Raw genomic sequence first — 20,269 nt, 5'->3', positions numbered from 1 at the left:
AGATCAGCCTTCGGGTCGGATGAGGCCGCGCTCGTACGCCTTCACGAGGCGCTGCGGTACCTGGTAGACGGAGCCGTCGACCGTGATCGGCACGAGCTGGGGCGTCGTCGCCTTCCACTGGGCGCGGCGGTGGCGGGTGTTGCTGCGGGACATCTTCCGCTTGGGGACGGCCATGGTGGGACTCCTCGGTCTCGGGTGCACGGAAAAGCTACATGAAAACGAATGCCATTACCAAGCATGTCTTTGGGTCGATTCCACTGGCGACGGGTGTTGCCCGACGCGTACGCGTGCGGCGCCCTCCGGGCCCCTTGGCCTCGCGCCGAGGTGCCGCACGCGTACGGGTGTGGATGCCGACTACCAGGAGGACTTGGTCACTCCCGGCAGGAAGCCGGCGTGTGCCTGCTGCCGGGCCCGGACCCGGGAGAGTCCGAACTTGCGCAGGTAGCCGCGGGGGCGGCCGTCCACGCTGTCGCGGTTGCGGACGCGGGTGGCACTGGCGTTGCGCGGCTGCCGGCGCAGCTCTGCCTGGGCGGCCTCCCGCTCGGCAACGGTGGAGGACGGGCGGCGGATGACCTCCTTGAGCTCGGCGCGCCGAGCGGCGTACCGCTCGACGGTCTCCCTGCGCTTCTCGTTCTGCGCGATCTTGCTCTTCTTCGCCATCAGACCTTGCCTCCCCGGGTGCGGATGCGGGCCACGGCGGCCTCGATGCCGATCGTGTCCACCGTCTTGATCGCCTTGGCGCTCAGCGTCAGGCGGACGTGGCGTCCCTCGCTGGGGAGCCAGTAGCGCTTGCGCTGGATGTTCGGGTCGAAGCGGCGCGAGGTGCGCCGGTGCGAGTGGGAGATGTTGTTGCCGAAACCGGGCTTGGCGCCGGTCAGTTGGCAGTGGGCGGACATGGGTCCTGCTCCTTCTCTGAGGGGATCCCCTTGTTGGTAATGGAAACCATTGCCATATAGTAGCGGCATGGCACGCAACGAGATCCGCCCGGTCATCAAGCTCCGCTCTACCGCGGGCACCGGGTTCACCTACGTCACCCGCAAGAACCGCCGCAACGACCCCGACCGGCTGGTGCTGCGCAAGTACGACCCCGTCGTCGGCCGCCACGTCGACTTCCGCGAAGAGCGCTGACTCCCGGCAACCCCACCCGCCCCACCGTCGAAAGGTTCCTGCCGTGAAGCCCGGCATCCACCCCGCCTACGGGCCCGTCGTCTTCCGCGACACCGCCTCCGGCACCGCTTTCCTGACCCGCTCCACGATGACCAGCGACAAGACCGTCGACTGGGAGGACGGCAACACCTACCCGGTGGTCGACGTGGAGATCTCCTCCGCGAGCCACCCCTTCTACACGGGCACCGCCCGCGTCCTCGACACCGCCGGCCGCGTCGAGAAGTTCCAGCGCCGCTACGGAACCCGGTGATGGACCGCGAGCACCAGCTCCCCGTCGTGATCGTCGCCGGGATGCACGCCGAGGCACGCAAAGAGGTCGTCGAACGCCTCCTGCAGTCCGTACAAGGGAGCGTGGCACTGCATCACGATCTGGCCGGGGCGCCCGACGGCACCGTGCTCCGGGTGATCCGCGACGCCTCGGGCACCCTCTCCCGAGGTGACACGCCACTGGTCAACGACTGCGCGTGCTGCGCACTGCGCGAGGACCTGGTGCCGGAACTGGAGCGGATGGCGGACAGCGGCCTGACCCGGCTCGCCGTGGTCGAGCTCTGGGACTCGGTCGAACCGAAGGCCATGGCCGAGGTCATCGCCGGCCACGGCGGAGACCGGCTCGTCCTGACGAACGTGATCACCGCCGTGGACCCCGCACTCGTCCTGCCCTGTCTCGGCAACGGCGACGACCTGGCCGAAGCCGGACTCGCGGCGGCCCCCACCGACCAGCGGACCATCGGGGACACCTGGGCGCGCCAGCTGGAGTACGCGCCGGTCCTCGCCCTCGTCGACAGCGACGAGGCCGACGACGAAGACCGCGCGCTCCTCGCTCAGCTCCATCCCACCGCCCGGCGGGTACCGGCCGGTTCCGTCGAACTCGCCCGGGCCGCGTTCGCCGGTTTCGACGTCGAGGCCGCCGCGGCCGCCCAGCACCCCGCGTGTGCGCTCCTGCCCCAGGACGCCGACGAGGCCGGCGTCGCCACGCTCGTGTGGCACCGCCGCAGGCCGTTCCATCCCGAGCGCCTCTACCAGGCACTGGAGGACCTGTGCTGCGCCGCGGCCCGCAGCCGCGGCCGGTTCTGGCTCGCCGACCGCCCCGACACGCTGCTCGCCTGGGACGCGGCAGGCGGGGCGCTGTGCGTGGAGAGCGCCGGGCCGTGGCTGGCATCGCTGCCGGACGCGGCCTGGGACATGGTCCCGCCCATGCGCCGTGCGGCAGCCGCCCTCGACTGGCACCCCGACCACGGCGACTGCTGCCAGCACCTCGTCTTCACCTCGCCCGGCCTCGACCGCGACGGGCTGGAGCGGCTCCTCGATTCCTGCCTGCTGACGGACGCGGAGTACGCGGCGGGGCGTGAGGCATGGAAACACCTGCCCGCCGCCTTCGACTCCCTCCTCGACGCCGCCTGACACCCACCCCAATATGACCCGATCACGGCCCGGCACGACCGTGACCAAAGCTTCCTGCAAGGAGATACCGACATGGCCCGACGCCACGACATCCGCAAGCCCGTCAAGTCCCGGCCCAACCCGCTCGACGCGGCCGGGATCACCTACATCGACTACAAGGACACCGACCTCCTGCGGAAGTTCATCTCCGACCGCGGGAAGATCCGTAGCCGCCGCGTCACCCGAGTCACGGCCCAGCAGCAGCGGGCCCTCGCCACCGCCATCAAGAATGCCCGCGAGATGGCCTTGCTGCCCTATTCCAGCCGCTGACGGCTCCCCGGGCGCACCGCCCGGGAGCCTCATCGGTCCGCTGGAGGGCTTCGCGGTGCGGGGGGATAATCCAAGTGATTGCCATTTCGCTTCCCTCGCGCAGGGAGGACGGTATGCGCCATGGCGCGTCGCCCCGCGCACCGGCGGTGGTTCTCGGGCTGTCGCTGGCGTTGGTTTGTACGTGGGGCGGACCCTCATCCGCGACGCCCGCACCGATTCCGGTCGTCGCTTCGACGAACGTGTACGGCGACGTCGTCCGGCAGATCGGTGGCGGGCGTGTCGGCGTCGTGTCGATCATCAATGATCCGGCACAGGACCCGCACTCCTACGAGGCCGGCACACGCAACCAGCTGGCCCTCTCCCGCGCCAAGGTGGTCATCGAGAACGGCGGCGGCTACGACGAGTTCGTCGGCCGCATGCTCCGCAGCTCGGACAACTCCTCCGCCGAAGTGATCAATGCCGTCCAGGTCTCGGGCAAGGCGCCCGACACCGCGGGGGAGTTCAACGAGCACGTCTGGTACGACCTGCCGACGATGGGCCGCCTCGCGGACCGGATCGCCCAGGCGCTCGGCAAGGTCTCACCGGCCGAAGCCGATGTCTTCCGGAGGAACGCGGAGACCTTCAAGGACGGGCTGGCGCGGCTTGAGGCGCGGGCGGACCGGATCGAGGCTCGCCACGCCGGCACCCCCGTGGCGGTCACCGAGCCCGTCCCGCTCTACCTGACCGGGGCCTGCGGCCTGGTGAACAAGACGCCCGCGGCCTTCAGCGAAGCCGTCGAGGAAGGCGACGAGGTCTCGCCCAGGGTCCTGCGCGAGACGCTGGAGCTGTTCCCCCGGCACCAGGTCGAGGCGCTGGTCTACAACGCGCAGACCAGTGGACCGCAGACGGAGAAGGTCAGGGAGGCCGCCGAGGACAGCGGGATACCCGTGGTGCCGGTGACGGAGACCCTTCCAGAGGGCAAGGACTACACCGGCTGGATGGCGGACAACATCACCGCCCTCGACCGAGCCCTGGAGCGGTGATGGAACCGGCCGACTTCCTCGCGACACAGTCCTCCCCGGCGATCACGGACCGCGGAGTCGGCGCCCGGCCGGTGATCAGCATGCGCGGCGCCACGCTGGCGTACGGCGACCGCGTCGTGTGGCGGGACCTGGACCTCGACGTACGACCGGGTGAGTTCCTGGCCGTGCTCGGCCCGAACGGATCGGGCAAGACCAGCCTGCTGCGCGTGCTGCTGGGCCGGCAGCCGCTCACCGCGGGATCCGTGTCGGTCCTGGGGAGCCCGCCGCACCGCGCCGGCGGGCTCATCGGCTACGTCCCGCAGCAGAAGGCGCTGCCCGCCCACACCCTGTTGCGCGCGCGGGACCTCGTACGGCTCGGCCTGGACGGGCATCGCTGGGGGCTGTCGCTCGCCCCGGGATCGGCCCGCCGTCGGGTGGACGAGCTCCTCGATGCCGTCGGGGCGCTGCCGTACGCCGCGACCCCGGTCGGCCGGCTGTCGGGTGGCGAGCAGCAGCGGGTGCGGATCGCGCAGGCGCTGGCCACGGATCCACGGATCCTGCTGTGCGACGAGCCGCTTCTCTCCCTTGACCTGCAGCACCAGCGCACGGTCACCGACCTCGTGGACCGGCGGCGCCGGGCCGCGGGCACGACCGTGGTTTTCGTGACCCACGAGATCAATCCGGTCATGGGAGTGGCGGACCGGGTGCTCTACCTGGCCGGCGGCGGGTTCCGGATCGGTCCGCCGGAGGAGGTGATGACCACCGACGTCCTGTCGCGGCTGTACGGGACCCAGGTGGACGTCGTGCGTGTGCGGGGCCGCCTCGTGGTCGTGGGGGCACCCGATGCGGCCCCCGCCCACCACGCTGCCCCGCCAAACGGGGGCGGACCGCCGTGAGCGCGCTACCCCTCCCGGCCGCTGCCGACGGCAACGATCCCGGTATCTGGCAGCAGATCTTCAACTTCGACAACTACGGAGAGCTGCTGGCGCTGGTCCACAATTCGCTGCTGGCCGGCGCCCTGGTGGGCCTCGTGGGCGGCCTCGTCGGGGTCTTCGTGATCATGCGGGACCTGCCCTTTGCGGTGCACGGCATCAGCGAGTTGTCGTTCGCGGGCGCGGCGGCCGCGCTGCTGGCGGGTGTCAACATCGTCGCCGGGTCGATCGTCGGGTCGCTGCTGGCGGCGGCCGCGATCGGTCTGCTCGGGGTCCGTGCCCGCGACCGCAATTCCGTGATCGGGATCATCATGCCGTTCGGGCTGGGGCTGGGGGTGCTGTGCCTGGCCCTCTACAAGGGCCGGGCGGCGAACAAGTTCGGCATCCTGACCGGGCAGATCGTCGCCGTCGACACCCCGCAGATGGCCTGGCTGGTCGGCACGTCCGCTGTCGTGATGGTGGCCCTCGCGGTGGTCTGGCGCCCGCTGACCTTCGCCAGCGCCGATCCGGACGTGGCCGAGGCGCGCGGGGTGCCCGTCCGGGCCCTGTCGCTGGCGTTCATGCTGGTCCTCGGGCTGGCGGTGGCCCTGTGCGTGCAGATCGTGGGAGCCCTGCTGGTGCTGGCCCTGCTGGTCACCCCGGCGGCCGCCGCGGCGCGGGTCACGGCGTCCCCGGTGCTGCTGCCCGTCCTGAGCGTTGTCTTCGCGCTGGTCGCCATGGAGGGCGGCATCCTGCTGGCCCTGGGCAGCAGCATTCCCATCAGCCCGTACGTGACGACCCTCGCGTTCCTGATCTACCTCGGCTGTCGGTTGCTGGGCTCCCGGAGAGCCGCGCGTGCTGCCCGGGCCGTGCACCTCCCGGAACATCGGCCGGCGGCTCGCGTGTGACCGCGCCCCGACTCGACCCTGGGTGCGCCCCGGGTCCAAACTGGAGAAGAGGTTCCGTCGCGCCCGGGCAGGGTGCGTGCGGAAGGAGGCATTCATGCATCCCCTCGCCATCATCGGCGCGACCGCCGGCAAGCTGGCCCACTACGCGGTGTCCGGAGTGGTGGGCGCACTGATCATCAAGAAGCTGCCCGATGCGCAGCCCGCCGCGCGCAAGGCGCTGGTGAGCGGCCTCGCAGGAGGCATCGTGGCGAGCCGGTGGCTGTCCTCGGCCGCCGAGGAAGCCCGGCTCAAGGCCGGGGACATGCTCGCGGAGGCCCGTACCTCGCTCGGCGAGGAGGTCCCGCCGCCCTCGGCCGTCAAGGTCGACCACGACGATCACGGCCACGAGCACTGATCATGTCCGCGGTACTCGTCCGCTCGGTCGCGACGGGGCGGGCCCGGCTGACCGTCCCCTGGCTGCGCGACCGTCCCGGCTGCGCCGGACTCGTCGACGACCGCCTCATCCACCTCGGCGGCTTCCGTGCCCTGCGAATCTTCCCGCGCACGGGCAGCGTCGTGATCTGGATGGAACCCGACGACCTGGACGTGGACGCGCTGGTCCGCGCCCTGGAGGAAGCGCCACCCCCATCGGCCCCTGCCAAGGCCACCCGCTCGGCTCCGGACTCCTCCACCGGTGAGATCGCCCGGCTCGTGGTGGGCGGGGCGGTCCTCGCGTTCGTGGCCCTGCGCCGGCTGCTGGCCCGGCCCCGCATCGGTATCGGCTCCTCCGGATTCCTCGGTGTGGTCACGGTCTTCACCGGTCTGCCGTTCTTCCGCGGAGCCCTGCGCACGCTGCGCGGACGCAGCCATCCCGGCACCGACACCTTGGTCACCGCCGCGACCGTCATTTCCCTGGTCCTGCGCGAGAACGTGGTGGCCCTCACCGTGCTGTGGCTGCTCAACATCGGGGAGTTCCTCCAAACCCTCACCCTGCGCCGCACCCGCCGCGCCATCGAGGACCTGCTCACCATCGGCGAGGAGCGGGTCTGGCTGGTCCGGGAGGAGGGCGTGGAGGTCGAGGTCCCGCTGGAGGAACTGACTCCCGGCGATGTCGTCGCCGTGTACGAGCACCACCGCATCCCCGTCGACGGACACGTGGCCGGCGGCGAGGCCCTGGTCGACCAGGCCGCGGTCACCGGCGAGGCCCTGCCGGTCTACGCCCGGGCGGGCTCCCACGTCTACGCCGGCACCATCGTCACCTCCGGCTCCCTGACCGTACGAGCCGACTCCGTCGGGAGGGACACCACGGTCGGCCGGATCATCACACGGGTCGAGGAGGCCCAGACCGACCGGGCCCCGATCCAGACGGTCGCCACCCGCTTCACCCAGCGCTTCGTCCCCGTGTCGTTCGCGCTCGCCGCCCTGACCTACGTGGTCACCCGCGATGCGCGCCGGGCGATGACGATGCTGCTGATCGCCTGCCCCTGCGCTGCGGGCCTGGCCACCCCTACCGCCATCAGCGCGGCCATCGGCAACGGTGCCCGCCGCGGCACCCTCATCAAGGGCGGTACCCACCTCGAAGGCATCGGCCGGGTCACCGCCGTGGTCTTCGACAAGACGGGCACGCTGACCTTCGGCCGCCCCCTGGTCACCAGCGTCGTCACCCTCAACGAGCGCTTCGGCGCCGACGAGGTGCTCAGCCTGGCCGCCTCCGGCGAGCTCCACGCCCGCCACCCCCTCGCCCAGGCCATCGTCACCCACACCGAAGAGCAGCACCTGCACGTCCCCCTCCACCAGGCCTGCGAGGTAGTCCTCGGCATGGGGATGCGCGCCGAACTCGACGGCACCCGGCTCCTGGTGGGCAGCCCCGCCTTGCTGCGCCGGCACGGCATCGAGCTCACCGAGGACGCGCAGGGCTGGACCGATCACCTGCGCCGGGGCGGCGAGACCGTCATCTGCCTGGCGCAGGACGAGGAGTTCATCGGCCTGCTCGGAGTCTCCGACGCCGTCCGGGCGGGCGCCGACATCGTCGTCCGGCAGCTGCGTGACCTGGGCGTCTCGCGGCTGCTCCTGCTCACCGGTGACGCCCCGGAGACCGCCCAGGTCGTGGCGGACGCCCTCGGCATCACCGAAGTGCACGCGCACGCCCTGCCGGAAGCCAAGCTCCAGCTGATCCGTGACCTCCAGGCCGAAGGCCACACCGTGGCGATGGTGGGCGACGGCACGAACGACGCCCCCGCCCTGGCGCTCGCGGACGTCGGGATCACGATGGGCGAGCACTCCTCCCATGTGGCCCTGGAGACCGCGGACATCGCGCTGGCGGGCAACGACCTGCGTCAGGTCGCGGCCGTGGTCGAGCTCAGCCGTCACACCCTGCGCGTCGTACGGCAGAACTACGGGCTCGCCATCGGCGTCAACCTGCTTGGGCTGGTCGCGGGCGCGGGTGGCTCCATGAACCCGGTGCTCGCGGCGCTGCTGCACAACACCAGCAGCATCGCGGTCGTGGGCAACTCGGCCCGCCTGGTCAACCACACCCCGCACCTGCCCCGGGTGGAGGAGGACACGCTCAGGCCGGCGCCCCTGGAGGAGCGGCGGGTCACCTGACCGCGGCCGGCTCCCGGTCAGGTCCCTTCCCCGGCTCGGAATCCGTTCCCGCCGCGGGGAGCGGCATCTCGAAGTGCACGGTCCCGAAGCCTCCGTGTTCGCCAGTGGTGCGGGCGTCGAAGACCTCGGTGGCCATGCTGCGCCAGAAGTGTTCCGCGCCGGGGATGTCGACGTTGGTGTGCAGGTAGACGCGTTCGTAGCCGGGTACGGCCGCGGCGAACGCGCAGGCGGTGTGCACCATGGCGCGGGCGAGCCCGTACCGGCGGTGGTCAGGGCGTACGTAGACGCGCAGCAGCTGCGCGGTCCGTCCCGAGGGGTAGCGCTCGACGAGGCTTCGCGGGTGCGGGGGATGGGCGGGGCCGCGTGAGTTGAGTGCGGTGGTGCCGACCACCTCCCCGTCGTCGCGTACGGCCACGACGAGGGTGTGGCGTGGATGGCGCAGGTAGGTGCCGTCGAGGTCGACGACGTCGGGGTGCCAGTCGGGCACGTACCCGTAGCCGAACTCCCGGTAGAAGGTGTCCAGCATGACGCTCCGGGCGCCGGGCAGGTCCTCGGCTCTCGCGTGCCGCACCGTGTACGGCCCGACCCTCTGATCCCGCGTCAGCTCTGTCATCGCACTCCGCCTCTCATGCTCCGGGCCCGCAGGCTATCGGAAAACTGTCGTATTGGAAATGAAAACGATTTCCTATAACGTCTGCGTCGCACAGAGCCGACGGCAGTCTGGGAGGAAGTCCGGTGGGACATCTGCTGGTGATCGAAAGCTGGGTGGGGTCGATGAGCAGGCTGCTGCCCAGGGCCATCCGCGAAGACGGGCACGAGTTCACCTTCGTCACCCGCGACCTGCACCACTACCTGCGCTCAGCCCCTGCGGGGGATGGGCCGCACCCGCTGCTCACGGCCCGCAACATCATTACGGCCGACACCAACGACACGGCAGCCCTCCTGGACCGGCTCGAAGGCGTGCACGCCGTCCTCGGCTTCGACGGGGTGGTCTCCTCGTGCGACTACTACCTGCCGGCCGTCGCGCACACCGCCCGGCGGCTCGGCCTGCCCGGTCCGGACCCGGAGGCCGTCGAGGCGGCGTGCCGCAAGGACCTGACCCGCCGTGTGCTTGCCGAAGCCGGCGTCCCCGGGCCGCGCTTCGCGCTCTGCGAGGGGGCCGCGGAGGCGGCGGTCGCCGCGCATGAGATCGGCTACCCGCTCGTGGTGAAGCCGGTGGACCTGTGCGCGGGCATGCTGGTCCGCGCGGTGCGCGACGAGCACGAACTGGAGCTCGCCTGCCAGGCCCTGGCGGAGTTCCCGGTCAACGCGCGCGGCCAGGATCGTGCCCCCGTCATCCTGCTCGAGGAACTACTGCACGGGCCCGAAGTCAGCGTCGAGACCGTCTCCTTCGGCGGCACCACACACGTCGTGGGGGTCACCGACAAGAGCATCGGCGGTGCGCCCGCCTTCATCGAGACCGGCCACATGTTCCCGGCTGGCATCGGGGATGCCCTGGGGTCGGAGGCTGCCGAGACGGCGCTGCGGGCGGTGAAGGCGCTGGGGCTGGACCAGGTGGTCTGCCACACCGAGATCAAGCTGACGCCCGACGGGCCCCGGCTGGTCGAGGTCAACCCCCGCCCGGCGGGCAACCGCATCACCGAACTCGTCCGGCACGTGACGGGCGTCGACCTGGCTGCCGCCTGCGTCGACGTGGCCCTGGGGCGTATGCCCGACCTGGCACCGCGACCCACCGGCGTGCGCAGCGCCGCCATCTCCTTCCTGCTGCCCGACACCGACGGCATCCTCGCCGACATCGAGGGGGCGGAGGCCGTACGAGCCCGGCCCGAGGTACTGGAGCTGACCCTCGCCGAACCCGGCCGCACGGTGCGGGCCGCCACCAGCAACAACGAGTACCTCGGCCACGTCATGACCGCCGACACCGAGGGCGGCGGCGCCCGCGCGGCCGCCGAGCGGCTGCTCGCCGACCTGCGCCCCTGTTACGAGCCCTCCCCGGTGGTGCCCGCATGACCCTGCCCGCTCTGCACTCCCTGGCGGGCGAGCGCCACCCACACGCCGACCCCGCCGTCCGGACCGTCGGCCAGCTGGTCGACGCGGTCCTGGCCGGGGCATACGGCCCCGACCCCGCCGGCGAGCGGATCTCGCTCGCCTTCACGACCGCCCAGGCCGTCCGGCACGAAGGGCGCAGCAGCGGCTACCGCAACGAGGTGCTCAGCCTGCGGCTGGACGCGGCCGTCGGATCCTGCGCCGTCGAACCCGGGGCGCTGCCCGAAGGCGCCCTCGACGACTGTGTGGGCGCCACCGTCGCCGAGCTCCTCGGCCATCCGCTCCTGCCGGTGCGGATCGCGGCGCTCGACGCCTACCTGGCCCATGTACGGCCGCACACGCCGGACCACGGCGCCCGCCCGTGTCCGCTGCCTGCCGGCAGTTCGCTGAGCCGTTCGCGCGCCCGGGCCCGCGCCGTCGTCGACCTGCTGCCCGCCGATGTCTCCCGGTCCGGTGAGCGCCGTCCGGTCCTGGTGGTCGGGGTGGTCAACTCGCTACTGGAGCAACTGCGTTCGCGGGGCCTCGACTATCTGCCGTGTGACCTCAAGGGCGGCACCACCGAGTGGGGCGAGCCCGTCCTCACCGATGCGCCCGCGCACCTGGAACGCTGCGGCGCCGTCCTCGCCTCCGGAATGACCCTCGGCAACGGCTCCTTCCAGGGCCTGCTCGACCACGCCGCCGGGAGCGGGAAGCCCCTCGTGATGTTCGCCCAGACCGGCAGCGCCGTCCTGCCCCGCTTCCTCGGGGCAGGGGTGAGCGCCGTCTCCGCCGAGCCGTACCCGTTCTTCTGGCTCGACGGTGGCCCCGGGGTCATCCACCGCTACGGAGGCTGCCCGTGACCATCGCTCCGCTCGTACACCGGTCCCCATCCGCTGCCGCCAACCCCGGTCTGCTGCCCCTGCTGGGGCGTACGCCCGTCGCCCGTATCCACACCGACCTGCCCCACCCCCACCCCGGTTTCTGGGCCAAGCTCGAATGCCTCAGCGCCGGCGGGATGAAGGCCCGCGCGGCGATGTCCATGCTCACCGGCGCCCGCAGGCGCGGTGAACTGCGCCCCGGGGCGCCGGTAGTGGAGTCCACCTCCGGCACCATGGGCATCGGTCTGGCCTTCGCCGGGCAGGCCCTCGGGCACCCCGTCGTCCTCGTCGGCGATACCGAGCTCGAACCCTCCATGCGGCAGCTGCTGCGTACCTACGGCGCCCGCCTGGAGCTCGTCGACCGCCCCGCTGCACAGGGCGGCTGGCAGGCCGCCCGCATCGCCCGGCTGCGCGAGGTCCTGGCCCGCACCGAGGGCGCGTACTGGCCGGACCAGTACAACAACCCGGACAATCCGGCGGGTTACCGGTCCATGGCCGCAGAACTGATCGGGCAGCTCGACCACTTGGACGTGCTGGTGTGCAGCGTGGGCACCGGCGGGCACAGCGCCGGGCTGGTCGGCCCGCTGCGCAGCCGTTGGCCCCGCTTGAAGGTGATCGGCGTCGACTCCGTCGGCTCCGCGATCTTCGGTCAGCCGGCCAGACCGCGTCTGATGCGCGGGCTCGGCAGCAGCATTCACCCTGGCAATGTCCGCCACGGCGCGTTCGACGAGGTGCACTGGGTGGGCGCCGCCGAGGCCGTCGACGCCTGCCGCCGGCTCGCCCGCGGCAGCTTCGTCAGCGGCGGCTGGAGCACCGGCGCCGTCGCGCTGGTCTCCGCATGGGCCGCCAGGGCCGAACCCGGCGCCGTCGTCGCGACCGTCTTCCCCGACGGGCCGCACCGCTACCTCGGCACCGTCTACGACGACGACTTCTGCCACGCCCACGGCCTGACCGCCACGGCCCCGGCCACCCGCCCGCTGGAGATCCCGCACCCGCGTGCGGCCGAGGCCCTCGGCTGGACCCGCTGCCGGACCGTCGTCGATCCCGTCGCCGTCCCCGGCGTCGGAGCCCGCGCTCCCCGCGTTCCGGCCCCCGGAGGTGCCGTATGAAACTCACCTGGCACACCGTCTCGCTCGAACTGGCGGAGCCGCTGCGCATCTCCCGCTCAGTGATGGCCCGCCGCGACGCGGTCTGGGTCTGCCTGGAGCACGGCGGGCTGCGCGGTTGGGGGGAGGCGGTCAGCAGCGTCTACCTCGGACTGCCCACCGAAACCATCCTTCGCCACCTGAGTGCCCTTCGCCCGGCGGTGGAGCGCCTGCCGGACCCGGAGACCGCCTGGGCCGAACTCGCGCCCGCGGGCTCCGTGGGCGCAGACCTGCCGGCAGGAGTCCTCGCCGCTGTTGAGTCAGCCGTCTTGGATCTCGTGGGCAAGCGAGCCGGTGAACCCGTGCACCAACTGCTCGGCAGTGCTTCGCCGCCGTCCGCGGCCACGGCGCGCACCATCGGCATCGTCGCGCCCGTCGCCGCTGCCGCCCAGGCCAGTCGGCTCGCCGTGGCCGGCTTCACCGGTCTGAAGGTCAAGGCCGGGTCCCCCGACCCGGCCGAGGACCTGGCCCGGGTCGAGGCCGTCCGTGCCGGAGCGCCCGCCGCGAGCCTGCTGCTCGACCCCAACGGTGCCTGGACCGAGGAGCGGGCCCACGCACTGCTGCCCCGGTTCGCTGCCCTCGGCGTGACGGCCGTGGAGCAGCCGATCGCCGCCGGCCGGCCCGATGCCCTGGCCCGGGTCGCCACCGCCTCCCCGATCCCCGTGATCGCCGACGAGGACGCGGTCACCTACGAGGACGCCGCCGCCCTCGCCGGGCGGGTCCACGGGGTCAACGTGAAGCTCGCCAAGTGCGGGGGCGTACGGGCCGCGCTGCGGATCCACGCCGCGCTGGACGGCAGCGGCACCGACCTCATGCTCGGCTGCCTCACCGCCAGTTCGCTCGGCATCGCGCCCGCCGTCCACCTGGTCGACCGGGCCCGCTGGGTCGACCTCGACGGGCACCTGCTCCTCGCCGACGACCCGTGGTCCGGAATCGGCGGGGCCGACGGCACCGTACGCCCCGCCCCGCGCGGCGGCCTGGGAGTGCTGCCCCACGCCGCCATACCCGTGGGCGCCGCACGATGAGAACCATCGCCGCGGTGCGCGGCTTTCCGCCCGCAGTACGGCTCCTGCTCGTCAACCAGCTCGGCGTCAACATCGGCTTCTACCTGCTCATCCCGTACCTGGCCACGCACCTCACCGACGACCTCGGGCTGTCGGCGGCGGTGGTCGGACTGGTCCTGGGCGTGCGCAACCTCAGCCAGCAGGGGCTCTTCCTGATCGGGGGATCCGCCGCCGACCGCCTCGGGGCCCGGGGCGTGATTATCGCGGGCTGCGGCCTGCGCACCCTCGGTTTCGCGCTGTTCGCCCTGGGCGACAACCTGGCCGTCCTGATCGCGGCTTCGGCGCTGAGCGGCCTGGCCGGCGCCCTGTTCAACCCGGCCGTGCGGACGTACGTTGCCCAGGAGTCCGGCGACCGCAAGGCGGAGGCGTTCGCCCTGTTCAACGTGTTCGCCACGGCGGGCGCGCTGATCGGGCCGCTGCTGGGGAGCCTGCTGCTGCTCGGCGGCTTCAGGACGGCGGCGCTCACCGCGGCGGGCGTGTTCGCCCTGCTCACCATCGCGCAGGCCGTGGTGCTGCCCGCCCGGGCAGTGCCGCGACCGAACGGCACCGTGCTCGGTGACTGGCGGGAGGTGGCCGGCAACCGCCGCTTCGTGGCCTTCGCCCTGGCCATGGTCGGCATGTACGGCATGGAGAGCCAGCTCTACCTGCTGCTCCCGCATGCCGCGCGGCAGGCCACCGGCTGGGCAGGGGCCGTCGGGCTGCTCTTCGTGGTCGGGACCCTCGCCAATTTCCTGCTCCAGCTGCGCATCACCCGCCGGCTGGCCGCCCGGGCCGGCGGCCGGGGCCGGTGGATCGCCGCCGGGCTGACCCTCAGCGGGCTCGGTTTCCTGCCACCGATGCCGGCGGCGGGAGCGGAGGGGGCGCACCCAGTGCTGCTGCTGCCGGTCCTGGCCGGAGCGCTGCTGCTGTACCTCGGCCTGATGACCGCGCAGCCCTTCGTCATGGAACTCATCCCCGCCTTCGGCCGCGCGGAGCTCACCGGCACCTTCTACGGCCTGTTCTACGCCGTGTCCGGGGTCGCCGCCGCGGGCACCGGCGCGGGGGTCGGGTGGGCCATGGACGCCGCCACCCATGGCGGCCCGGCTTGGCTTCCGTACGCCTGCTGCACGGCCCTCGGCCTTGCCTCGGCGACGGCCGTCACCCTGCTGCACCGATGCCGAGCCCTGCCCCGGCCGCCTGCCACCGCGGCGCCAGCCGCTGCCACGGATTCGTCGGCCCCGGAGGACCTGGACCCGCCCGCGAATGCGACGTCCGCTACCCCCGACCCCCGTCCCCTGAGCGAGACCAGATGAGCACCGGAAACCTCCTCACCGACCACCCCGAGCTCTACGAAGAGCGCTTCCCCGACCCCGACCGGCTCGCCGCACGCTGGACCGAGGACACTTTGCGCCGCCACGGCGCGGGAGTCCAGGTGCTGGACCTCGGCTGCGGCACCGGCCGCGACGCCGCCTGGCTGCACCACCAGGCCGGACGCCAGGTCACCGGGATCGACACCGCCGAGTCCATGCTCGCCCATGCCCGCCGCCGGCACCCCGGCCCGCACTACCGCCGCGCCGACATGCGGGACTTCGACCTCGGCCGCACCTTCGACGCCGTCCTCTGCCTGGACAGCGCCCTGCTCTACTCCCACACCAACGAAGACCTCACCTCCTGCCTCGCCGCCATCCGCCGCCACCTGGGCCCGGGCGGACTGCTCGTCGCGGAGATGCGCAACGGCGCCTTCTTCCTCGGCAACACCGAACTCCTCGACGGGCCGCGCACCGCCTCCTTCGACTGGCGCGGTACGACGTACACCTCCCGCACCACCCTGTGGATCGACCACGGCGCCCAACTCCTGCGCCGCCGCCGCACCTGGACCGCCGACGACGGCTCGGAGCCGGACGAGCAGCACTCCGCCTGGCGGCTGCTCTTCCCCCAGGAACTGCGGCACTTCCTCACCATCGCCGGCTTCGAGGTCCTCGCCCTGCACGACGGCCCCGGTCCCCGCACCGAACCGGTGTGGAGCGAAGGCGACTCCCCCCACGGAACCACGAGTTCCGACCGCCTCCACCTCGTCGCCCGGCTCAGTCCCCAGAACACTCCCCAGCACAACAGCAACGGAGACACCACACCGTGAACCAGCGCCGCTCCGGCCTCGTCCGCCGAGGCTTCCTCCTCGCCACCGCAACGGCAACCGCTGCCGCCCTCGCCCTCACCGCCGGCTGCGCAGGCGACACCGGCAAGACCGCCGACTCCAAGAACGCCGCCGCAGCCGGCACCCCCAAGCGCGGCGGCACCCTGCGCGCCGCCTTCGCGGGCGGCGGCGCGAACGAGACCCTCGACCCGCACGCCGCCAACCTGTTCGTGGACGCCGCCCGGGCCAAGGCCCTCTACGACAAGCTCGCCGACTTCGGCTCCGACCTCGCGCCCGTCCCTCGGCTCGCCGAGCGCTGGGAGCCCAACGAGAGCCTCGACACCTGGAAGGTCACCCTGCGCAAGGCCGCCTTCCACGACGGCCGCCCGGTCACCGCCGAAGACGTCCTCTACAGCTACCGCCGGATCGCCGACCCCAAGGGCACCTTCCGCGCCAAGGCCTCCCTGGAGCCGATCGACCTCGCCGCCAGCCGCGCCCTCGACGCGAACACCGTCGAGTTCAAGCTGAAGCGCCCGTACGCCGAATTCCCCAACGTGCTCGCCGCGTTCGGCGCCTACATCGTCCCGAAGGACACCACGTCCTTCGACAAGCCCGTTGGCTCCGGCCCCTTCACGTTCGGCTCCTTCACCCCCGGCAAGTCCCTGGTCGTCAAGCGCAACGACGCCTACTGGGAGGGCGCGCCCCACCTCGACGGCGTCGAGTTCGTCGTCGCCACGGAGGAATCGGCCCGTACGAGCGCCCTGCTCGGCGGCCAGGTCCAGTACGCCCACGAGCTCAGCCCCGCCACCGCCCGCACCCACGAGGGCAAGGGGAAGATCGAGGTCGTCCGGCTGCCCGGCAGCTCCATGCAGGGCTTCGTGATGAAGACCGACCGGCCCCCGTTCGACGACAAGCGGGTCCGCCAGGCGTTCTTCCTCATCGCCGACCGCAAGGAACTCGTCGACGGTGCTCTGTCCGGCGCCGGCGAGGTCGGCAACGACCTCTTCGGCAAGGGCTACCAGTACTACGCCTCCAACCTGCCGCAGCGCACCCAGGACCTCGACCGGGCCCGCGCTCTCCTCAAGGAGGCGGGCGCCGAGAACCTGAAGGTCACTCTGGACACCGCCCCTGCCGCCACCGGTTTCGTCGAGGCCGCCGGGATCTTCAAGGAGCAGGCTGCCAAGGCCGGGGTCACCGTCGAGGTCAAGGTGGGCAACAAGGACACCTACTGGAAGGACATCCTGGACAACGGCACCTTCGCCTCCTACCGGTCCGGGTCCATGCCCATCGAGTCCCACATCTCGCAGCGGCTGTTGACCGGTTCGACCACCAACGCGACCAAGTGGCAGCAGAAGGACTTCGACGACCTGTACCAGCAAGCCCAGTCCACCCGCGACGAGAAGGAGCGGGCCGCCCTCTACGAGCGGATGCAGCGCCGCCTGCACGACGAAGGGGGCTTCTTGATCTGGGGCTTCGCCGACTGGATCGTCGCCACAGCGCCAGCGGTGCACGGCGTCTCGAAGCAGGCCCCCGCCAACACCCTCGACTGGGCCCGCTTCGACAAGCTCTGGCTCGCGTGACCCGGCAGCTGAACTGGATCGGCCGCCGTCTGCTCCTCGGTCTGGGGCAGACGGCGGCGGTCGTCCTGTTCGTCTTCGTCCTCACCGATGCACTGCCCGGCGACGCGGCGGTCGCCCTGGCCGGCGACCAGCCCGACCCGGAGCGCATCGCCCGGATCCGCGCCGCACTGGACCTGGACCGACCCGCCGCCGAACGCTTCCTGGACTGGGCGGCCGGCCTCGTCCGGGGTGACCTCGGCACCTCCCTGGTCAGCGGGCGGCCCGTCGCCGACTACCTGACCGGTGGCCTCGGTCCCACGGTGACGCTCGCCTGCGCCACTCTCCTCGTACTCCTACCGATGTCGGTCGGGCTCGGCGTGCTCTGCGCCCGCCGCGAGGGCGGCCCGCTGGACCGGACCCTCAGCGCGCTGACCCTGGCCGTGCACTCCGTGCCCGAGTTCGCCCTCGGCGTGCTGCTGGCCACGCTGTTCGGGCTGTGGCTGGGCTGGCTGCCGCCCACGGCCGTCGGCGCGGACCCGCTCACCGAGCCGGCCGTACTGGTCCTGCCCGTCCTCGTACTCGTCTCGCGGCCCGTCTGCACCATCAGCCGCCTGGTGCGCGCCGGGATGATCGACGCGATGGCTTCGCCATACGTCGCCCAGGCCCAGCGCTACGGCGTCAGCGGCGCCCGCGTCCGCTGGACGCACGCCCTGCCCAACGCCCTTGCTCCGGCCGCCCAGCAACTGGCCCGGACCTGCGACTGGCTGCTGAGCGGAGTGATCGTCGTCGAAGCCCTCTTCGTCATCCCCGGCCTGGGAACCGTGCTCATCGACGCCGTCGCCGCCCGGGACGTGCCCGTCGTCCAGGGCATGGCCGTCGTCTTCGGCGTGGTCACCGTCCTGGCCAACCTCGGCGCCGACCTCGTCGCCCGCCGCTTCGCCCCCCGCGCGGAGGTGGTCGCGTGAGGCGCCACGCATCCAGGTACGCCCTTGCCGTGGGGCTCATCGCCGCGCCCCTGCTGCTGGCTGCAATCGGACCGCTGCTCGCGGGTCCGGCCGGACCGCGCTCGGTGTCCTTCGAGGCGGGCGCCGGGCACTGGCTGGGCACCGACTTCTCCGGCCGGGACGTCTGGCGGCAGGTCCTGCTCGGCGGCCGCTCCGTCGTCCTCGTGGCGCTCGCCGCCACCGGACTCGCCTACCTCGTCGCCGTCCCGATCGGGCTGACCGCGGCGCTCACCCGTCGCACCTGGCTGGAGGAGGCCCTCATGCGGCCTCTCGATGTCCTGATCGCCGTCCCGTCGCTCCTGCTGGTGCTGCTGGTGGCCTCGACCCTCACCCCGGGGCCGGCCGGCCTGGCCGCCCTGGTCGGGCTGGCCGCCGTACCCGACGCAGCTCGCGTGGTGCACGCGGCGGCGGCCGAGATCTCCGCCCGGCCCGCCGTCGAGGCCCTGCGGATGCAGGGCGAGACCTGGTGGCGTACGGCGATCGGGTACGTCGCCCGCTGCATGCGCCGGACCCTCGCCGCCGACGCGGGGATCCGGCTGACCGGAGCCCTGTACCTGGTCGCCACGGCCGCGTTCCTCGGCATCGGCGTCCCACCGGACGCCGCCGACTGGGCGGTGATGGTGGACCGCAACCGCACCGGCCTGTTCCTCCAGCCATGGGCCGTGGTGGTACCCGCCCTGCTCATCGCAGCCCTGTCGATGGGCACCAACCTGCTCTTCGACGCCGCCCTGCACACACCTGCCAAGACCGGCTGGAAAGGAGACCGGGTATGAAGCCGGTAGCGGAAGTGGATGGACTGCGGGTGGAGGTGGCCGGCAGCACGCTCGTCGACGGGGTGAGCCTGACGGCCCGTGCCGGGCGGATAACGGCCCTCGTCGGGCCCTCGGGCAGCGGGAAGACCACCACCGGACGCGCGCTCCTCGGCGAGTTCCCGGCCGGGGCACGGATCGACGGCCGGATCAGCACCCCGGGACCCGGCTCCGTCGGCTACGTACCCCAGCACCCCGCCGCCGTCCTCAACCCCGCCCGCCGAGCCGGAGCACTCCTGCGGGACATCGCCGCCCAGCGGGGAGGAACCCGCGGCGAGATCCGCGACCGCGTCGAGGACGCCCTGCGCCAGGCCCAGCTGCCCGACCCCGAGATGGTGCTGCGCCGCTACCCTCACCAGCTCTCCGGCGGACAGCAGCAGCGGGTCGTCATCGCACAGGCGCTGCTCCTGGGGGCCAGAGTCATCGTCGCTGACGAACCCACCACGGGCCAGGACCCGGCCACCAAGAGGGGCGTCGTCGAGGCGCTCGCCGACGTGGCCAAGCAGGGCATTGCCCTGGTCCTGCTGAGCCATGACTGGGACGTCGTAAGGCAGTTGGCCGACGAGGCGGTCGTGCTGCGGGCCGGCCGGGTCGTGGACCGGGGGCCCGCGGACGTGGTGCTGCCCGCCCCCACGCGGCCCGTGCTCCCCAAGCCACGAGCCGCTGCCCGGACCGCCCCGACCCGCATCGCGGTACAGGAGCTGACCGCCCGGCACCAAACGGCGCACGGCACCGTTCCGGTCCTGCACGGCGTCACGCTGTCGGTCGCGCCGGGAGAGTGCCTCGCCGTCACCGGCCGGTCCGGCAGCGGCAAGACGACCCTGGGTCGCTGCCTGGCCGGGCTGCACTCCGCGTACGACGGCACGGTCCTGCTCGACGGAGCACCGCTGCCACGCAGCCTCCGCGCCCGCGCCCGCACCGAACTGGCTGCCGTCCAGTACGTGTTCCAGGATCCCAGGGCGGCCTTCGACGAGCACCGGCCGGTCCTGGACCAGGTCGCCCGCACGGCGGTCCGGCTGCGCGGCGCCGACCGGGACACCGCCCGCCGTACCGCCGTACGAACCCTGGAGGACCTGGGCCTGGCCGAGGAGCTGACCTTGCGCCGCCCCGGCGCACTGTCCGGCGGCGAACTCCAACGGGCCGCTCTGGCCCGGGCCCTGCTGGCCGAGCCCGCCGTCCTGGTCTGCGACGAGATCACCTCTGGGCTCGACGCGGGCACGCGGGACGCGATCCTCACCCACTTGGCCGGGCTCCGGGAACGGGACGGCCTGAGCCTGGTGTTCATCACCCATGACGGGGCGGCCGGCGAAGCCCTGGCCGACCGAACCGCAGTCCTCGACGCCGGCCGACTGGTCACCTGCCGGCAGAGAACTGCTCCAGAGCGTTGAGAGG

23 protein-coding genes are annotated in these 20,269 nt (G+C 72.4%); 19 read left to right on the top strand and 4 right to left on the bottom strand.

Going from position 1 to position 20,269, the window contains the following annotated elements; all coding sequences use genetic code 11:
• Positions 1 to 3: 3 nt before the first annotated feature.
• The 3 genes from rpmF to rpmB all read right to left on the bottom strand — a co-directional run bounded on the left by rpmF (position 4) and on the right by rpmB (position 896).
• Positions 4 to 174 (bottom strand): 50S ribosomal protein L32, encoded by a 171-nt coding sequence (gene rpmF / locus AC067U_RS04640; protein WP_150529992.1) that lies wholly within the window; start codon positions 172 to 174, stop codon positions 4 to 6.
• Positions 175 to 354: 180 nt separating this feature from the next.
• Positions 355 to 660 carry a 30S ribosomal protein S14 gene (gene rpsN, locus AC067U_RS04635; protein ID WP_478828122.1) on the bottom strand — a complete coding sequence of 102 codons (306 nt, stop codon included), beginning with the start codon at positions 658 to 660 and terminating at the stop codon, positions 355 to 357.
• Entirely contained in the window at positions 660 to 896 is a 237-nt protein-coding gene (gene rpmB, locus AC067U_RS04630) for a 50S ribosomal protein L28 (protein ID WP_478828121.1), read from the bottom strand. Before rpmB ends, rpsN begins: the two co-directional genes overlap by 1 nt.
• A gap of 67 nt (positions 897 to 963) precedes the next feature.
• Between rpmB and rpmG the strand changes: the two genes are divergently transcribed.
• The 9 genes from rpmG (at position 964) to AC067U_RS04585 (ending at position 8,280) form a co-directional block, all read left to right on the top strand.
• The gene (gene rpmG / locus AC067U_RS04625) at positions 964 to 1,128 is read left to right on the top strand and encodes a 50S ribosomal protein L33 (protein WP_099198435.1); all 165 of its coding nucleotides are present in this window, start codon (positions 964 to 966) and stop codon (positions 1,126 to 1,128) included.
• 43 nt (positions 1,129 to 1,171) lie between these two features.
• Positions 1,172 to 1,417 carry a type B 50S ribosomal protein L31 gene (locus AC067U_RS04620; RefSeq protein WP_150206900.1) on the top strand — a complete coding sequence of 82 codons (246 nt, stop codon included), beginning with the start codon at positions 1,172 to 1,174 and terminating at the stop codon, positions 1,415 to 1,417.
• Positions 1,417 to 2,568: a CobW family GTP-binding protein gene (locus tag AC067U_RS04615; RefSeq protein ID WP_478828120.1), complete on the top strand. Its 1,152-nt coding sequence runs from the start codon at positions 1,417 to 1,419 to the stop codon at positions 2,566 to 2,568. The genes AC067U_RS04620 and AC067U_RS04615 overlap by 1 nt, the downstream gene beginning before the upstream one ends.
• Positions 2,569 to 2,640: 72 nt before the next feature.
• Positions 2,641 to 2,877: a 30S ribosomal protein S18 gene (rpsR, locus tag AC067U_RS04610; RefSeq protein ID WP_478828119.1), complete on the top strand. Its 237-nt coding sequence runs from the start codon at positions 2,641 to 2,643 to the stop codon at positions 2,875 to 2,877.
• Between the two features lie 113 nt (positions 2,878 to 2,990).
• Positions 2,991 to 3,899 (top strand): metal ABC transporter solute-binding protein, Zn/Mn family, encoded by a 909-nt coding sequence (locus AC067U_RS04605; protein WP_478828118.1) that lies wholly within the window; start codon positions 2,991 to 2,993, stop codon positions 3,897 to 3,899.
• Positions 3,899 to 4,774, top strand: a complete 876-nt coding sequence (locus tag AC067U_RS04600) for a metal ABC transporter ATP-binding protein (protein ID WP_478828117.1) — start codon at positions 3,899 to 3,901, stop codon at positions 4,772 to 4,774. The genes AC067U_RS04605 and AC067U_RS04600 overlap by 1 nt, the downstream gene beginning before the upstream one ends.
• Positions 4,771 to 5,697 (top strand): metal ABC transporter permease, encoded by a 927-nt coding sequence (locus tag AC067U_RS04595; protein WP_478828116.1) that lies wholly within the window; start codon positions 4,771 to 4,773, stop codon positions 5,695 to 5,697. Before AC067U_RS04600 ends, AC067U_RS04595 begins: the two co-directional genes overlap by 4 nt.
• Before the next feature lie 94 nt (positions 5,698 to 5,791).
• Positions 5,792 to 6,091, top strand: a complete 300-nt coding sequence (locus tag AC067U_RS04590) for a DUF1490 family protein (RefSeq protein ID WP_478828115.1) — start codon at positions 5,792 to 5,794, stop codon at positions 6,089 to 6,091.
• Positions 6,092 to 6,093: 2 nt separating this feature from the next.
• The gene (locus AC067U_RS04585; RefSeq protein ID WP_478828114.1) at positions 6,094 to 8,280 is read left to right on the top strand and encodes a heavy metal translocating P-type ATPase; all 2,187 of its coding nucleotides are present in this window, start codon (positions 6,094 to 6,096) and stop codon (positions 8,278 to 8,280) included.
• On the opposite strand, the gene AC067U_RS04580 is transcribed toward AC067U_RS04585, so the two are convergent.
• Positions 8,273 to 8,893, bottom strand: a complete 621-nt coding sequence (locus tag AC067U_RS04580) for a GNAT family N-acetyltransferase (protein ID WP_478828113.1) — start codon at positions 8,891 to 8,893, stop codon at positions 8,273 to 8,275. The genes AC067U_RS04585 and AC067U_RS04580 overlap by 8 nt on opposite strands.
• Before the next feature lie 122 nt (positions 8,894 to 9,015).
• Here AC067U_RS04580 and AC067U_RS04575 point away from each other — a divergent pair, with 122 nt between their 5' ends.
• The 10 genes from AC067U_RS04575 to AC067U_RS04530 are packed head-to-tail and all read left to right on the top strand — an operon-like array spanning position 9,016 to position 20,265.
• The gene (locus tag AC067U_RS04575; protein ID WP_478828112.1) at positions 9,016 to 10,290 is read left to right on the top strand and encodes an ATP-grasp domain-containing protein; all 1,275 of its coding nucleotides are present in this window, start codon (positions 9,016 to 9,018) and stop codon (positions 10,288 to 10,290) included.
• Positions 10,287 to 11,165: a Rossmann-like domain-containing protein gene (locus tag AC067U_RS04570; protein ID WP_478828111.1), complete on the top strand. Its 879-nt coding sequence runs from the start codon at positions 10,287 to 10,289 to the stop codon at positions 11,163 to 11,165. The genes AC067U_RS04575 and AC067U_RS04570 overlap by 4 nt, the downstream gene beginning before the upstream one ends.
• Positions 11,162 to 12,292: a PLP-dependent cysteine synthase family protein gene (locus AC067U_RS04565; protein ID WP_478828110.1), complete on the top strand. Its 1,131-nt coding sequence runs from the start codon at positions 11,162 to 11,164 to the stop codon at positions 12,290 to 12,292. Before AC067U_RS04570 ends, AC067U_RS04565 begins: the two co-directional genes overlap by 4 nt.
• Positions 12,289 to 13,353 (top strand): dipeptide epimerase, encoded by a 1,065-nt coding sequence (locus AC067U_RS04560; RefSeq protein WP_478828109.1) that lies wholly within the window; start codon positions 12,289 to 12,291, stop codon positions 13,351 to 13,353. The genes AC067U_RS04565 and AC067U_RS04560 overlap by 4 nt, the downstream gene beginning before the upstream one ends.
• The gene (locus tag AC067U_RS04555) at positions 13,350 to 14,684 is read left to right on the top strand and encodes an MFS transporter (RefSeq protein WP_478828108.1); all 1,335 of its coding nucleotides are present in this window, start codon (positions 13,350 to 13,352) and stop codon (positions 14,682 to 14,684) included. The genes AC067U_RS04560 and AC067U_RS04555 overlap by 4 nt, the downstream gene beginning before the upstream one ends.
• A complete protein-coding gene (locus AC067U_RS04550; protein WP_478828107.1) occupies positions 14,681 to 15,508 on the top strand; it encodes a class I SAM-dependent methyltransferase in 828 nt (275 codons plus the stop codon). Before AC067U_RS04555 ends, AC067U_RS04550 begins: the two co-directional genes overlap by 4 nt.
• On the top strand, positions 15,505 to 17,085 hold the full coding sequence (locus tag AC067U_RS04545) for an ABC transporter substrate-binding protein (RefSeq protein ID WP_478828106.1): 1,581 nt from the start codon (positions 15,505 to 15,507) through the stop codon (positions 17,083 to 17,085). The genes AC067U_RS04550 and AC067U_RS04545 overlap by 4 nt, the downstream gene beginning before the upstream one ends.
• Positions 17,073 to 18,029, top strand: coding sequence for an ABC transporter permease (locus AC067U_RS04540; protein ID WP_478828290.1), 957 nt, complete (start codon positions 17,073 to 17,075; stop codon positions 18,027 to 18,029). Before AC067U_RS04545 ends, AC067U_RS04540 begins: the two co-directional genes overlap by 13 nt.
• Positions 18,026 to 18,841 carry an ABC transporter permease gene (locus tag AC067U_RS04535; RefSeq protein ID WP_478828105.1) on the top strand — a complete coding sequence of 272 codons (816 nt, stop codon included), beginning with the start codon at positions 18,026 to 18,028 and terminating at the stop codon, positions 18,839 to 18,841. Before AC067U_RS04540 ends, AC067U_RS04535 begins: the two co-directional genes overlap by 4 nt.
• A complete protein-coding gene (locus tag AC067U_RS04530; protein ID WP_478828104.1) occupies positions 18,838 to 20,265 on the top strand; it encodes an ABC transporter ATP-binding protein in 1,428 nt (475 codons plus the stop codon). Before AC067U_RS04535 ends, AC067U_RS04530 begins: the two co-directional genes overlap by 4 nt.
• Positions 20,266 to 20,269: the final 4 nt, after the last annotated feature.

It is taken from the genome of Streptomyces sp. NPDC043853 (assembly GCF_056436025.1).
Note: the sequence above shows the minus strand (reverse complement) of the source record. Positions and strands in the feature narration are given on the sequence as shown.

Bases quoted from the DNA above. Each gene is read 5' to 3' on its own strand.
- rpmF (WP_150529992.1), bottom strand. From the start codon at position 174: ATGGCCGTCCCCAAGCGGAAGATGTCCCGCAGCAACACCCGCCACCGC.
- rpsN (WP_478828122.1), bottom strand. From the start codon at position 660: ATGGCGAAGAAGAGCAAGATCGCGCAGAACGAGAAGCGCAGGGAGACC.
- rpmB (WP_478828121.1), bottom strand. From the start codon at position 896: ATGTCCGCCCACTGCCAACTGACCGGCGCCAAGCCCGGTTTCGGCAAC.
- rpmG (WP_099198435.1), top strand. From the start codon at position 964: ATGGCACGCAACGAGATCCGCCCGGTCATCAAGCTCCGCTCTACCGCG.
- AC067U_RS04615 (WP_478828120.1), top strand. From the start codon at position 1,417: ATGGACCGCGAGCACCAGCTCCCCGTCGTGATCGTCGCCGGGATGCAC.
- rpsR (WP_478828119.1), top strand. From the start codon at position 2,641: ATGGCCCGACGCCACGACATCCGCAAGCCCGTCAAGTCCCGGCCCAAC.
- AC067U_RS04605 (WP_478828118.1), top strand. From the start codon at position 2,991: ATGCGCCATGGCGCGTCGCCCCGCGCACCGGCGGTGGTTCTCGGGCTG.
- AC067U_RS04600 (WP_478828117.1), top strand. From the start codon at position 3,899: ATGGAACCGGCCGACTTCCTCGCGACACAGTCCTCCCCGGCGATCACG.
- AC067U_RS04590 (WP_478828115.1), top strand. From the start codon at position 5,792: ATGCATCCCCTCGCCATCATCGGCGCGACCGCCGGCAAGCTGGCCCAC.
- AC067U_RS04585 (WP_478828114.1), top strand. From the start codon at position 6,094: ATGTCCGCGGTACTCGTCCGCTCGGTCGCGACGGGGCGGGCCCGGCTG.
- AC067U_RS04580 (WP_478828113.1), bottom strand. From the start codon at position 8,893: ATGACAGAGCTGACGCGGGATCAGAGGGTCGGGCCGTACACGGTGCGG.
- AC067U_RS04570 (WP_478828111.1), top strand. From the start codon at position 10,287: ATGACCCTGCCCGCTCTGCACTCCCTGGCGGGCGAGCGCCACCCACAC.
- AC067U_RS04560 (WP_478828109.1), top strand. From the start codon at position 12,289: ATGAAACTCACCTGGCACACCGTCTCGCTCGAACTGGCGGAGCCGCTG.
- AC067U_RS04555 (WP_478828108.1), top strand. From the start codon at position 13,350: ATGAGAACCATCGCCGCGGTGCGCGGCTTTCCGCCCGCAGTACGGCTC.
- AC067U_RS04550 (WP_478828107.1), top strand. From the start codon at position 14,681: ATGAGCACCGGAAACCTCCTCACCGACCACCCCGAGCTCTACGAAGAG.
- AC067U_RS04530 (WP_478828104.1), top strand. From the start codon at position 18,838: ATGAAGCCGGTAGCGGAAGTGGATGGACTGCGGGTGGAGGTGGCCGGC.